Source organism: Saccharopolyspora sp. 7B (assembly GCF_020177435.1).
GTDB classification, from domain to species: domain Bacteria; phylum Actinomycetota; class Actinomycetes; order Mycobacteriales; family Pseudonocardiaceae; genus Saccharopolyspora_C; species Saccharopolyspora_C gregorii.
Genome location: NZ_JAIUKC010000082.1, coordinates 52,889 through 65,789 on the forward strand (window position 1 = coordinate 52,889; position 12,901 = coordinate 65,789).

The 12,901-nt window shown below is 72.2% G+C and carries 11 protein-coding genes and 1 tRNA gene; 7 read left to right on the plus strand and 5 right to left on the minus strand.

Annotated elements, in window-relative coordinates:
- Nucleotides 1–235: 235 nt before the first annotated feature.
- Nucleotides 236–1,423 (plus strand): sorbosone dehydrogenase family protein, encoded by a 1,188-nt coding sequence (locus tag LCD33_RS14415; RefSeq protein WP_224966312.1) that lies wholly within the window; start codon nt 236–238, stop codon nt 1,421–1,423.
- A gap of 15 nt (nt 1,424–1,438) precedes the next feature.
- On the opposite strand, the gene LCD33_RS14420 is transcribed toward LCD33_RS14415, so the two are convergent.
- Together LCD33_RS14420 and LCD33_RS14425 are read right to left on the minus strand one after the other, a co-directional pair.
- Nucleotides 1,439–2,035, minus strand: a complete 597-nt coding sequence (locus LCD33_RS14420; RefSeq protein WP_224958623.1) for a TetR/AcrR family transcriptional regulator — start codon at nt 2,033–2,035, stop codon at nt 1,439–1,441.
- A 265-nt stretch (nt 2,036–2,300) separates the two neighbouring features.
- Nucleotides 2,301–3,266 carry an acyl-CoA desaturase gene (locus LCD33_RS14425; RefSeq protein ID WP_224958610.1) on the minus strand — a complete coding sequence of 322 codons (966 nt, stop codon included), beginning with the start codon at nt 3,264–3,266 and terminating at the stop codon, nt 2,301–2,303.
- A 308-nt stretch (nt 3,267–3,574) separates the two neighbouring features.
- Here LCD33_RS14425 and LCD33_RS14430 point away from each other — a divergent pair.
- From LCD33_RS14430 to LCD33_RS14445, 4 genes are all read left to right on the plus strand, one after another.
- Nucleotides 3,575–3,645 (plus strand) — tRNA-Gln (locus LCD33_RS14430).
- Nucleotides 3,646–3,772: 127 nt separating this feature from the next.
- Complete coding sequence (locus LCD33_RS14435; protein WP_224958609.1) at nt 3,773–5,476, plus strand: diguanylate cyclase; 1,704 nt, start codon at nt 3,773–3,775, stop codon at nt 5,474–5,476.
- Nucleotides 5,477–5,995: 519 nt separating this feature from the next.
- Nucleotides 5,996–7,426, plus strand: a complete 1,431-nt coding sequence (gene glmU / locus LCD33_RS14440) for a bifunctional UDP-N-acetylglucosamine diphosphorylase/glucosamine-1-phosphate N-acetyltransferase GlmU (protein ID WP_374108041.1) — start codon at nt 5,996–5,998, stop codon at nt 7,424–7,426.
- Nucleotides 7,427–7,463: 37 nt separating this feature from the next.
- Nucleotides 7,464–8,435, plus strand: a complete 972-nt coding sequence (locus LCD33_RS14445) for a ribose-phosphate diphosphokinase (protein ID WP_224958607.1) — start codon at nt 7,464–7,466, stop codon at nt 8,433–8,435.
- 93 nt (nt 8,436–8,528) lie between these two features.
- Here LCD33_RS14445 and LCD33_RS14450 read toward each other — a convergent pair whose 3' ends face one another.
- The 3 genes from LCD33_RS14450 to LCD33_RS14460 all read right to left on the minus strand — a co-directional run bounded on the left by LCD33_RS14450 (nt 8,529) and on the right by LCD33_RS14460 (nt 11,316).
- Nucleotides 8,529–9,140: a malonic semialdehyde reductase gene (locus tag LCD33_RS14450; RefSeq protein WP_224958606.1), complete on the minus strand. Its 612-nt coding sequence runs from the start codon at nt 9,138–9,140 to the stop codon at nt 8,529–8,531.
- Between the two features lie 89 nt (nt 9,141–9,229).
- Entirely contained in the window at nt 9,230–10,537 is a 1,308-nt protein-coding gene (locus LCD33_RS14455) for an Nramp family divalent metal transporter (RefSeq protein ID WP_224958605.1), read from the minus strand.
- Between the two features lie 131 nt (nt 10,538–10,668).
- Nucleotides 10,669–11,316: an NAD(P)-dependent oxidoreductase gene (locus LCD33_RS14460; protein WP_224958604.1), complete on the minus strand. Its 648-nt coding sequence runs from the start codon at nt 11,314–11,316 to the stop codon at nt 10,669–10,671.
- An 80-nt stretch (nt 11,317–11,396) separates the two neighbouring features.
- On the opposite strand from LCD33_RS14460, the gene LCD33_RS14465 reads away from it, so the two are divergent.
- Both LCD33_RS14465 and LCD33_RS14470 read left to right on the plus strand, forming a co-directional pair.
- Nucleotides 11,397–11,774, plus strand: a complete 378-nt coding sequence (locus LCD33_RS14465; protein ID WP_374108039.1) for a winged helix-turn-helix transcriptional regulator — start codon at nt 11,397–11,399, stop codon at nt 11,772–11,774.
- Nucleotides 11,775–12,037: 263 nt separating this feature from the next.
- A complete protein-coding gene (locus tag LCD33_RS14470; protein ID WP_224977939.1) occupies nt 12,038–12,670 on the plus strand; it encodes a 50S ribosomal protein L25/general stress protein Ctc in 633 nt (210 codons plus the stop codon).
- The last annotated feature ends 231 nt before the right edge of the window (nt 12,671–12,901 follow it).

The window sequence follows — 12,901 nt, forward strand, 5'->3', positions numbered from 1 at the left end:
CACCGAGAACGGAAAGCGCACAGACCCGTCCCCGGGACGACTGCGTCCGAGTCCGGCGTGCGGGGGTCGGCGTCGCGACGGCTGAGCCGGGACCGGCTCTCCCCAGGCGGACCGGTTGCCGGGTGGCGGGAGTCGCCGTCCAGCCTACGACTCCGCACCGACGACGTCCGGTCGCCCCGCGCCGGCGGGGCGCGGACGGGCACGGCGGGTGCCCGGGCGGTGCCACACTGTGGCGATGCGCGCTAGCCGAGTCGCCGCCGTCGCCCTGGTCGTCCTGCTCGGCGCGTGCGGCGCCCCGGACGGCGCGCCACCGCCGCCGAGCACCCGCGCTCCGGACCCGGTGCCGTCCACGCTGCGGGTGGAGGTCCTCGGCGGCGGCTTGGAGCACCCGTGGGACCTCGGCTTCCTGCCCGACGGCACCGCGCTGGTGACGCAGCGGCCGGGACGGCTGGCGCTGCTCGCCGACACCAGTCCCGGGGCGCAGATCCGGCCGGTGCGCGCCGACCTCGACGACGTGCTCGCCGAGGGCGAGGGCGGCCTGCTGGGAATGGTGGTGCACCCGGACTTCGCCGAGAGCAGGCGCTTCGTCACCTGCCAGACGCACCGGCGGGACGGGCGGGCGGTGGACGTGCGGCTGGTGACCTGGCGGCTCGCCGAGGACGGCGGCAGCGCCGAACGCGTCGGACCGCCGCTGCTGGCGGGCCTGCCGGTGAACCCGGGTGGCAGGCACTCCGGCTGCCGCCCGGAGCTGGCCGCGGACGGCGCGCTGCTGGTCACCACCGGCGACACCGCCGACCCGGCCGCCGCGCAGGACCGCCGCGGGCTGGGCGGGAAGGTGCTGCGGATGGACCTGCGCACCGGTGCGCCGCTGCCCGGCAACCCCTTCCTGGACTCCCCGGACCCCGCCGAACGGTTGGTCTACAGCTACGGTCACCGCAACCCGCAGGGCATCGCGCAGCGCCCCGGCGGCCAGGTGTTCGTCGCCGAGCACGGGCCGGACTCCGACGACGAGCTCAACCTGCTGCGCCCGGGCGGCAACCACGGCTGGGACCCGTCGCGCGGCGGCGACTCCGATTCCTACGACGAGTCGGTGCCGATGACGGACCTGCGCCGGTTCCCGGACGCGGTGACCGCGGTGTGGTCCTCGGGAGGGACGACGGAGGCGGTGTGCGCGGCCGCGTTCCTCACCGGGGGGACGTGGGGGCGGTTCGACGGGATGCTCGCGGTGACCGCGCTGAAGGGGTCGAAGCTGATGCTGTTCCGCCTGGCCCCGGACGGGTCGGTGCGGGAGGTCCTGGTACCACCGGAGCTCGACGGCCTGCACGGCAGGCTCCGCGCCGCGCGGCTCGGCCCGGACGGCGCCCTCTACGTCACCACGTCCAACGGCACCGACGACCGGATCCTGCGCGTCACCTCGTCCTGACCCGCCGGACGGAGGTCAGCGCCAGGTGCCGAGCTTGGGCTTGTGCTCCAGGTTGGAGAGGCCGTTCCAGGCGATGTTGACCAGGTGCGCGGCCACGTCGTCCTTCTTCGGCTTGCGCGCCTCCAGCCACCACTGGCCGACCAGCGCGACCATGCCGACCAGCGCCTGGCTGTAGAGCGGGGCGAGCTTCGCGTCGTAGCCCTTCGCGCTGAACTGGAGCCCGAGGATGTGCTCGACCTGGCTGGCGATGTCGTTGAGCAGCGAGGAGAACGTGCCGGTGGTGGAGGCCACCGGCGAGTCGCGGACCAGGATGCGGAACCCGTCGGTGCAGGTGTCGATGTATTCGAGCAGCGCGCCCGCGGCCTGCTCCAGCAGCGCGCGGGGGTGCCCGGCCGAGAGCGCCGAGACGATGCGGTCCAGCAGGGCGCGCATCTCGCGGTCCACGACCACCGCGTAGATGCCTTCCTTGCCGCCGAAGTGCTCGTAGACGACCGGCTTGGACACGCCGGCCCGGTGCGCGATCTCCTCGATGGAGGCCGCTTCGAAGCCCTTCTCCGCGAACAGGGCCCTGGCCACGTCGAGCAGCTGCTGACGTCGTTCCTCACCGGTCATCCGGACTCGGGTGGTGCGGGCCGAACGCCGCCTGGTCTCCGAATCCGGCGAGTTCCGCTTGCGCCGTCCTGCTGCCACGCAGGTCACCCTATCCGTCGAGATCCGCCGAGGTGCGCGCCTCCCCGATCGCGCGCGGCGCTGCGCACCCGGGGAGGGCGGGCGCGCGGCCGCGCGACGAGGAGGTCGGCCCGGCGGCGCCCCCGCTGGGTCACCGGTCCGCGAGGACCGGCCCCGGCGAGGTTCCACCGCCGTGACCGCCGGAGGGTCAGCCCTTGTAGTCGGTGACCGCGATCCGGGCCAGCCGCTTCTCGTTCGGCCAGCGGACCTTCCAGGCCCAGCCGACCTTCTCGAAGAACCAGATCACCCGCGCCGAGATGTCCAGCTGCCCGCGCAGCACCCCGTGCCGGGCGCAGGTCGGGTCAGCGTGGTGGGAGTTGTGCCAGGACTCGCCGAACGACACGATCGCCAGCGGCCAGAAGTTCGCCGCCTTGTCGCGGCTCTTGAACGGGCGCTCGCCGATCATGTGGCAGATCGAGTTCACCGACCACGTGATGTGGTGCAGCAGCGAGACCCGCACCAGCCCGGCCCAGAAGAAGCCGGTCAGCGCGCCCCACCAGGACCAGGTGAGGAGCCCGCCGAGCACCGCGGGCAGCACCAGGCTCAGCGCGGTCCACAGCACGAAGAGGTTGTTCAGCTTGACCAGCCGCTCCTCCTTGTGCAGGTCGGGCGCGAACCGCTCCTCGTTGGTCATGTTCCGGTCGAACAGCCAGCCCATGTGCGCGTGCCAGAAGCCCTTGGCCAGCGCACCCGGAGTGCTGCCGAAGCGCCACGGCGAGTGCGGGTCGCCGTCGCGGTCCGAGTAGGCGTGGTGCCGCCGGTGGTCGGCGACCCAGGTGATCACCGGGCCCTGCAGCGAGGTCATGCCCGCGATCGCGAGCGTGGCGCGCACCGGCCAGTTGGACTTGAACGAGCCGTGCGTGAACAGCCGGTGGAACCCGACGGTGACGCCGAGCCCGCTGAACACGTAGAAGAAGGCCGCGAGGCCGACGTCGACCCAGCCGAGGCCCCAGCCCCAGGCGAACGGGATCGCGGCGACGAGCGCGACGCACGGGATCAGGACGAACGCGTAGACGAAGAACTGGGCGAGTCGGGGACGGGCCCCCGCGGTGAGCGGCTTGGGCCCGGACTCGGCCCCGGAAGTCTCGGGGGCAACGTCGGTTGCTGCGGTCATACTCAGTACCTCTACTGGGTCAGGTGGCGGAAGAACGTTGGTCGGCAGCGCCGGGAAAGCGGTGTCGGCCCCGCAGATCCTACGGGACCGTAACCTACGCCAGCGTAAGTTGGTGGATGCACAATCGTCACCCCCCGGCGACGGAAATACGGCGTGTCGCTACCGCCCGGGCGTGTCCGGATCGTCGGTTCCGATCGTTCGTGCACCCGTGAGAACGATCACCCTGGACGGGCATGCCACGATGTCGACTGGGCGACCGCGGTCGGTCGGCGTGGCGGTAAGCTCTGGCGCCGGACCACATCGCCCGATCCGCCGTGGTGTAAAGGCAGCACCTCAGATTTTGGTTCTGATGGTCCAGGTTCGAGTCCTGGCGGCGGAGCAGCGGTCCCCGCGACGCCGTGCGCGATGTCCCGACGGGAACCGTGGTCGATCGCCGACCTCCCCGGCCCCGGCCGGGCTTGGATGCCAGCAGGGGGTGTGCGCCGCTGCGCGAGGACACGACGGACGTGCGCGACGATGCGGCAACCGCGCTGAGCGAGGTCAGCGACGCGTGGTTGGTCGGTCGCGCTCGCGAACTCAACGCCGTCGGCCAGAACAGCGACGCACTGGGCCAGCGCGGCACCATCCGCGAAGCCGACGGCCTGCTCGCCGAGGCGCAGCGGCGCGGTGAACCCCGCATCGTCGCCCAGCTGCTGCGGCACTGCGCCGCGATGCGGCTGTCCTCCTCCGGGCTCGCGCACGGCGCCGAACCGCTGCTGGACGAACTCCTCACGCACAGCCGCAGGCACGGCCTGACCGTGCTGGAAGCCGACGCCTACGCGCTGCGCGGCAGGCGCGCGCTGCTCACCGGCAGCGAGGACAACGCGATCACCGAGGTCGCCAGCGGGCTCGCCATGCTGGAGGACGAACCCGTCCCGGACACCGCGCTGGGCAGGCGCTCCTGGGACCGGCTGCTGGCGACCGCGCTGATCGACCTGGGCTCGGTGCTCACCCAGCTCGGCGTGTACGAGACCGCGGACGAGGTGATGGCCCGCGCGCTGCACCGGATCCGGGAGAGCGGCGGCCCGCACGAGATAGCGCTGCACATGATGAACCGCTGCCGGATGTTCCTCGGCTGGGGTTTGCGGCTGGAGCGCATCGGCCAGCAGGACGCGGCGGGCGAGCGGTTCGCCACCGCCTCCGGGCTGGCGCTCGGTGTGGAGGTGCCGTGGCGGGAATCGCTGTTCCCCCGGCTCGCGGACCGCTCCGCCGCCGACCAGATCCCGGTGCTCGGCGCCGCGCACGCGCTCGCCCAGCCCGGCGAGGAGCACATCGAGCGGTTGCGGCGGCTGCGCTCGCTGGACCGGGCCATCCACCCGCGCGAGAAGATCATCGTGACGATCGCGCTGTCCCGCTGCCTGATCGGCGCGGGCCGGCGGTCGGAGGCGGTGCGGATGCTCTCCGACACCCGCTCCAAGGTCACCAGCGACGCCGCCGACCCCACGCTGCGGATCTCGCTCGCCCGCGAGTACGCGCAGCTCACCGAGCTCGACCAGGACCGGCCCACCAGCGATGCGGTGCACGACTACGTGCTGGACCTGGAGAACGAGCTGTGGGCGATGCGGGAAGGCCGCTACCTGACGCTGAGCACGCGGCTGGAGAACTCGCGGCTGAACCTGCGCCACGACGCGATCACCCAGCAGGCGCTGCAGGACCCGCTGACCGGGCTGTCCAACCGGCGGGCGCTGGACGAACGGCTGGACGCGCTGCTGGACTCCCCGGAGGCGCAGCCGCTGTCGGTGGCGCTGGTCGACCTGGACGGCTTCAAGGAGGTCAACGACCGCTGCTCGCACGCCGAGGGCGATGACGTGCTGCGGGTCGTGGCGAGCACGCTGCGGGACACGCTGCGGGTGGACGACTTCGTGGCCCGCTACGGCGGCGACGAGTTCGTGGTGCTGCTGCCCGGCGTGACGCTGGCCGCGGCCGAGTCGGCGCTGCGGCGGACGGTGGAGGCGATCGCGCGGCTGCCGAAGGCGCTGTCCCGCGGGGTGACGCTGTCGATCGGCGTGGTCGCGCGGCGACCGCAGGAGTCCGGCGCGCAGGTGCAGGCCCGCGCGGACGCGGCGATGTACCAGGCCAAGCGGGACGGCGGTAACCAGGTGGCCACGTTCGCGGTGGAGTCGTCGGGCGGCGACGACGAGGAGACCTGGATCCCGCCGCAGCCCCGCTGATGGTTCACCCGGACCGGCCCAGCCGATGCTCGTGCGTGCACTCTCCGTGAGCGACCCGTCCCCGGGGCGGGCAGTCGGGACCCGGCGGCCCGCAACGCACCGCGACGTCGGCGACCACCCGCCAGCATTCCGCCCGATTGATCACAAAGCAGCAGTTCGGGACGGCCGCGACGTCCGGAGCGGGGTGGACCGGGCAGGTAGCATCGGCGTCCGCCGGACAAGCGGGAAGGGCCACCGGCGCGCGCGCGGCACGCCCCGGTTACCCTTCACCCGCTTGGACGCCACCAGCAGCCGGTTCGCGGCGAGACTGCTCACCGTGACCACACCGACCAGGGCGACTCCGGCGTGTCGGCGTCGAACCCGCTTGAGACCCAAGGGAGTGCGTTGATGCCTCAGGGCGAGAACGCCCGGCCCGCCCCCAGCACGTCCGGCGCGGCTTCCTCCGCTTCCCCCTCCGCACTCGGCAACGCGGGCTCCGCGGTCAGCACCATCGTGCTCGCCGCGGGCGAGGGGACCCGGATGCGCTCCGCGACGCCGAAGGTGCTGCACCCGCTCGCCGGCCGGCCGCTGGTCGAGCACGCGGTGCGGGCGGCGGCCGGGACCGGGCCGGACGACCTGGTGGTCGTGATCGGCCACGGCCGGGACGCCGTCGGCGAGCACCTCGCGCAGGTCGCCGACGGCCTCGGCCGCAAGGTGCACACCGTCGTCCAGGACCGGCAGCTCGGCACCGGGCACGCGGTCGCGTGCGGGATGACCGCGCTGGCGAACCAGCGGCAGGGCACCGTGCTGGTCAGCTACGGCGACGTCCCGCTGCTGGACACCGCGACGCTCGACGCGCTGCTCGCCGAGCACCACGAGCGCGGCAACGCGGTCACCGTGCTCTCGGCGGTCGTCGACGACCCCACGGGCTACGGCAGGCTGGTCCGCGACGCCGCCGGGAACGTCACCGGCATCGTCGAGCAGAAGGACGCCACCGCCGAGCAGGCCGCCATCGGGGAGATCAACTCCGGGGTGTACGCGTTCGACGCGGCGGTGCTCTCCGACGCGCTGGAGCGGTTGTCCACCGACAACGCGCAGGGCGAGCTGTACCTGACCGACGTGCTGTCCATCGCCCGCTCCGACGGCCACCCGGTGGGCGCGCTGGTGTGCGCGGACACCTGGCTCGTGGAGGGCGTCAACGACCGGGTGCAGCTGGCCCGGCTCGGTGCGGAGCTCAACCGCAGGCTGGTGCTCGGCTGGATGCGCGAGGGCGTCACCGTCACCGACCCGTCCTCGGTGTGGCTGGACTGCGACGTGGTGCTCGACCGCGACGTGACCGTGGAGCCGGGAGTGCAGCTGCGCGCGGGCACCACCGTCGGCGAGGGCGCGCTGATCGGCCCGGACACCACGCTGACCGGCTGCACCGTGCACCCGGGTGCCTCGGTCGTGCGCACCCACGGCGAAGGCGCCGAGGTCGGTCCCGGCGCCTCGGTGGGGCCGTTCGCCTACCTGCGCCCCGGCGCGCGGCTCGGCGAGAAGGGCAAGATCGGCACCTTCGTCGAGGTCAAGAACGCCGAGATCGGCACCGGCAGCAAGATCCCGCACCTCACCTACGTCGGCGACGCCGAGATCGGCGAGGGCAGCAACATCGGTGCGGCGAGCGTCTTCGTGAACTACGACGGCGTCGCCAAGCACCGCACCGTGATCGGTTCCCACGCCCGGACGGGGGCGGACAACATGTTCGTCGCTCCCGTCGAGGTCGGGGACGGCGCCTACACGGCCGCCGGTTCGGTCATCACCCAAGATGTCCCCCCGGGCGCCATGGCGGTCGCCCGCGGGAGGCAGCGCAACATCGAAGGCTGGGTGGCTCGCCGCCGCCCGGACACCGCCGCCGATCGAGCCTCCCGGCAGGCTCAGCAGCGGTCGGGATCTGACGACCTGACCACCAATCCGACGAGTGACACCCGATGATGGGCGTCAACGGGGAGGGACGATGACCGTGAGTGCCATGTCTGCGACCCCGAAGAAGAGCCTCAAGCTCTTCTCCGGGAGCAGCCACCCGGAACTTGCCGAGGAGGTGGCCAAGCAACTCGACGTGACGGTCACGCCCCAATCGGCCTACAAGTTCGCGAACGGCGAGATCTTCGTCCGCTACGACGAGTCGGTCCGCGGCTGCGACGCCTTCGTGATCCAGTCGCACTGCACGCCGCTCAACGACGCCATCATGGAACAGCTGATCATGGTGGACGCGCTGAAGCGGGCCAGCGCCAAGCGCATCACCGTGGTCATGCCGTTCTACGGCTACGCCCGGCAGGACAAGAAGCACAAGGGCCGCGAACCGATCTCGGCCCGCCTGATGGCGGACCTGTTCAAGACCGCGGGCGCCGACCGGATCATGACGGTGGACCTGCACACCGACCAGATCCAGGGCTTCTTCGACGGGCCGGTGGACCACCTGCTCGCGCAGACGGTGCTGTCGGACTACATCCGGCAGACCTACTCCGACGAGAAGATCACCGTGGTCTCGCCGGACTCCGGCCGGGTGCGGGTCGCGGAGAAGTGGGCGGACAACCTCGGCGGGACCCCGCTTGCGTTCATCCACAAGACCAGGGACCCCACGAAGCCGAACCAGGTCGTCGCGAACCGCGTCGTCGGTGACGTCGAAGGCCGGCTGTGCGTGCTGGTCGACGACATGATCGACACCGGTGGCACGATCACCAAGGCCACCGAGCAGCTGCTGGAGTCCGGCGCGAAGGACGTCATCATCGCGGCGACCCACGGCGTGCTCTCCGGCCCGGCGGTGGAGCGGCTGTCGTCCTGCGGGGCGAAGGAGGTCGTGCTGACGAACACGCTGCCGATCCCGGACGACCACCACTTCGACACGCTGCGGGTGCTCTCGATCGCCCCGCTGGTCGCCGAGGCGATCCACCAGGTGTTCGAGGACGGTTCGGTCACCAGCCTGTTCGACGGCCACGCCTGAGCGAAGTCCGAACGCACGACGGCCCGGTCCCCCTCGGGGCCGGGCCGTTGCGCGTCCGCGGCGGTCGGCCCGGAGCGGGCGGGCCGAGCGCGATCAGATGGTCGTGACGACCTCGTCGTAGTCGTGGCGGGGCAGGCGGTCGAACCACGGGTCCTCGCCCGGCTTGCCGATGTTGACCACGACGAGCACCTGCTGCTTGCCGTCCGGGAAGAACTCGGCGTTGATGCCCGCCGGGTCGAAGCCGGTCATCGGGCCCGCGGCCAAGCCGGCGGCGCGCACGCCGAGGATGAAGTAGGCGACCTGCAGGCTCGCGTTGAGCCTGGCGTGCTCGGTGCGGAAGTCGTCGTCCGCCCACATGTCCTTGGCGTTGGGGGCGTGCGGGAACATCCGCGGCAGGTTCTCGTGGAAGTCGGTGTCGGCGGCGAGCACGGCGACGACCGGAGCGCTCTCGGTCTTGGCCCGGTTGCCCCCGCCCAGGTGCGGCAGCAGGCGCTGCTTGCCCTCGTCGGAGCGGATCAGGACGATGCGCAGCGGCTGCTGGTTCATGGAGGTCGGGCCCCACTTGACCAGGTCGTGGATGGCGCGCAGCTGCTCGTCGGTGACCTCGTCGGCGCTGAAGGTGTTGGCCGTGCGGGCGTTGCGGAACAGCAGGTCCTGGGCTTCCTCGGACAGCTGGAGGCCGGTCGTCGAATCGGTCGAGGTCATGATCACTTCCTTGCTCGCGGTTTCTCCGAGCAACGTGTTTGAAGCTTCCACCATTCCGGCAGAGGCGCGCGTCACACCCGTCCCGCTCGTCAGAACAGGCCGACGAGCTCGTTGATCGCCACGCCGACGAACAGCAGCAGGCACAGCACCAGCAGCGTGTTCGACAACCACCGGGAGCGGTGCTCGGCCGGCATCATCGAGCGCGAGTTCAGCAGCACCAGCAGCGTGCCCGCCAGGAACGGCATGAACAGCGCGCCCAGCACCCCGTACACCAGCGTCAGCTGGAACGGCTTGCTGAACAGCAGCAGCAGCATCGGCGGGAAGGTCAGCCACAGCAGGTAGATCCGGTAGGGCGCGCTGTGCATGCCCGCCTTGTGGTCGTAGGCCTCGGCGGTCTCCACCGGCGCCTCCTTCGGCAGCCGCCAAGTCCGCCACCAGTCGGCGAACAGCAGGCTCACGCCGTTCCACACGCCGATCACCGAGCTGAACGCGACGGCGAAGAAGCCGACCAGGAACGGGATCCGCGCCCATTCGCCGTAGTCGGCGGCGAGCACGTCGCCGAGGTTGAGCAGGCCCTTGTCGCTCTCGGTCAGGTCCTGGCCGAGCAGGATCTCCGCGCCCACCACCAGCATCGCCACCACGAAGATGCCGGTGGTGAGGTAGCCGACGGTGTTGTCCATCCGCATGATCGGCAGCCACTTCGGCGTCCGCCAGCCCTTCGCGAACGTCCAGTAGCCGTAGGCGGCCATCGTGATGGTGCCGCCGACACCGCCCATCAGGCCGAGCACGTAGGCCACCGAGCCCGCGGGCAGCCGCGGCACCAGGCCCTCGCCGAGCTCCAGCAGGTTCGGCCCGACCAGGAACGCGGTGCCGACGACGGTCACGAACATGACCCCGACCAGCACCGTCATGATCTTCTCCAGCACCGCGTAGCGGCCGAACCACACCAGCGCCAGGCCGAGCAGCCCGCACAGCGCCGCCCAGCCGCCGACCGGCAGCACCGGGAACAGCGCGTTCAGCGGCAGCGCCGAGGCGGACATCGCGGTGGCCCCGTACACGAAGCCCCAGATCACGATGTACACGCCGAAGTAGGCGGTGGCCCACCGGCCGAGCGAGCGCCAGCCGGAGAGCATCGTGCGCTCGCCGCCGAGGTGCCAGCGCCCGACCGCCTCGCCGAGCGCCAGCTTGAACACCGTGCCCAGCAGCACCGCCCAGAACAGCGTGTACCCGTACCGGGCGCCGGCGACCATGGTTGCGACCAGGTCGCCCGCGCCGACCCCGGTGGCGGCGGCCATGATGCCGGGGCCGATCTGCTTGAACCGCGCCCAGCCGGTGGCCGGGACCTGCGGCGCGCTGCCGTTCTCGGCGCCCTGGCCGGAGCTCGTGTCTGCGGACATGCGCGTCAAACTATCGCCGCGCGTGGTGCCGGTCACCCGTCGGCGACCAAACCGTGACGCACGGGCACCGGCACTGCCGCACTTCGCCTGTCAGCGGCGAAGCCGCTGAGCGGAGACGAGCCCACGAAGCCTCAGTAAGCGACCGTGAAGCGGGTGCGGTGGTGGGCCGGTGCATCGAGCTCGTCGACGAAGGCCAGGGCGAAGTCGTCGCCGCCGATCGTCGAGTTCCCCGCCTCGTCGGACAGCAGCAGGTCGCCGCCGACCCGGTAGGTGCCGGTCCGCTCCCCCGGCGCGTAGGCGCCGAACACCGCGGGCGGGCTCACGTAGAACCAGTCGACGTCGGCGGGGGCTTCGCGCAGCGCGTCCAGCACCTCGGCGTGCGAACCCGCCTCCAGCTTGAACTCCGCCGGGAAGTCCGGGGTGTCGATGACGCGGGGACCGCCTTCGGCGACGCGCAGGCTGCCCGCCCCGCCGACGACGCCGAGCCGGAAGCCGTTGGTGCGCGCGGCGTCGAGCAGTGTCGGCACCGCGTCGAGCAGCTTCTTGCCGTCGGCCGCCGGGCGGCCCGGGGTGGCGATGAGCACCGCGTCGGCACCCTTCGTCACGTCGAGCACGAACGCCGGGTCGTGCATCGTGCCCTGGCGCCCGCTGAGCCCGTCGGCTTCGGGCAGTCCGCTCACGTCGCGGGCCACCCCGATCACCTCGTGGCCGCGGGACAGCGCTTCCTTCGCGATCCGGCCGCCCGCGTACCCGGTGGCGCCGAACAGAACGATCCGCATGCGAGATCTCCTCCAGTCGTGGACCTGACCAGGATGGTAACCATTGGTGACCAGTGACTTCACAGTGCTATAAGTACCTGGTGGTTACCAACCTGGTCCCGGACGTGCACGACCCCGCCTGCCCCACTCGCGTGGTGCTCGACCGCATCGGAGATCGCTGGACGTCGCTGGTGGTGCTGAACCTGCTGGACGGCCCGCTGCGGTTCACCCGGCTGCGCGCGGCCATCGGCGGAGTGGCGCCGAAGGTGCTCACCCAGACCTTGCGCGCGATGGAGCGCGACGGCCTGCTCCACCGGACCGTCCACGCGGAAGTTCCCCCGCGGGTGGACTACGAGCTCACCGCGCTGGGCCGGTCGCTGAGCACCCCGATCCAGGCCATCACCGACTGGGCCGAAGCCCACGTGACCGACGTGGAAGCCGCCCGTGCCGAGTACGACGCGGCCCGCGAGGACCGCTGATCGCCCCTGCACCCACCCGGGCGGCGCCCCCTTCCCGCGCAGGCTCTAAACTGTTCGGGTTGCCTCGGCGAGGCCGGGTCCTGCCACCCGGCGTGATCGACGCGGCGGCTCGGTGTTCGCCCTCGTGGACGCGAAGGACCGCCGGCGCCGCCCGCACAAGGTGCCGCCCCGTCCGGTACGCGCCGACCACGCAAGTGGTGCCCCCGCCGCCGCAGGCCGCCGACCAGTTCCGTTCCGCCCGACGTCACGAGGAGTGCACCACCGTGTCCGAGGTACGTATTTCCGTCGAACCGCGCACCGAGTTCGGCAAAGGCGCAGCCCGTCGCACCCGCCGCGCCGGCAAGATCCCCGCGGTCCTCTACGGCCACGGCTCCGACCCGAAGCACCTGTCGCTGCCCGCGGTCGAGTTCGCCCGCGCCGTCCGCGACAACGGCCAGAACGCGGTGCTGACCCTGGAGGTCGCCGGTTCGGCCAACGAGCTCGCGCTGACCAAGACCATCACCGCGCACCCGATCAAGAACTACATCGAGCACGTCGACCTGCTGCTGGTCAAGCGCGGCGAGAAGGTCACCGTGAACGTGCCGGTCGTGCTGGTCGGCGACGCCGCCCCGGGCACCCTGGTCACCCAGGACCTCAACGAGCTCGAGGTCGAGGCCGAGGCGCTGCACATCCCCGAGCAGTTCGAGGTCTCCGTGGAGGGCGCCGAGGACGGCACCCAGATCCACGCCTCCGACGTGCGGCTGCCGAAGGGCGTCACGCTGAGCTCCGCCCCCGAGGGCCTGGTCGCCAGCATCAGCGAGGCCCCCAGCGCCGCCGACATGGAGTCCGAGATCGACGCCGAGGGTGCGGGCGTCGTCGAGGACGAGCCCGAGGACGCCACCGCCTCGGAGTCCTGAGCCCACGACGTCGGGCCGGGGGGGGGGGGGGGGGGGGGGGGCGGCCCCCCCCCCCCCCCGGCCGCCCCCCCCCCGCCCCCCCCCCCCCCCCCCCCCCCCCGCGGGCGCCCCCCCCCCCCCCCCGGGGGGGGGGGGGGGGGGCGCCCCCGAGCCCGAGGACGCCACCGCCTCGGAGTCCTGAGCCCACGACGTCGGGCCGGCGGCCGGGATGCGGTGAACCGCGTCCCGGCC

Coding starts and splice junctions, on each gene's coding strand:
- LCD33_RS14415 (WP_224966312.1), top strand. CDS start 236: ATGCGCGCTAGCCGAGTCGCCGCCGTCGCCCTGGTCGTCCTGCTCGGC.
- LCD33_RS14420 (WP_224958623.1), bottom strand. CDS start 2,035: ATGACCGGTGAGGAACGACGTCAGCAGCTGCTCGACGTGGCCAGGGCC.
- LCD33_RS14425 (WP_224958610.1), bottom strand. CDS start 3,266: ATGACCGCAGCAACCGACGTTGCCCCCGAGACTTCCGGGGCCGAGTCC.
- glmU (WP_374108041.1), top strand. CDS start 5,996: ATGCGCTCCGCGACGCCGAAGGTGCTGCACCCGCTCGCCGGCCGGCCG.
- LCD33_RS14445 (WP_224958607.1), top strand. CDS start 7,464: ATGTCTGCGACCCCGAAGAAGAGCCTCAAGCTCTTCTCCGGGAGCAGC.
- LCD33_RS14450 (WP_224958606.1), bottom strand. CDS start 9,140: ATGACCTCGACCGATTCGACGACCGGCCTCCAGCTGTCCGAGGAAGCC.
- LCD33_RS14455 (WP_224958605.1), bottom strand. CDS start 10,537: ATGTCCGCAGACACGAGCTCCGGCCAGGGCGCCGAGAACGGCAGCGCG.
- LCD33_RS14460 (WP_224958604.1), bottom strand. CDS start 11,316: ATGCGGATCGTTCTGTTCGGCGCCACCGGGTACGCGGGCGGCCGGATC.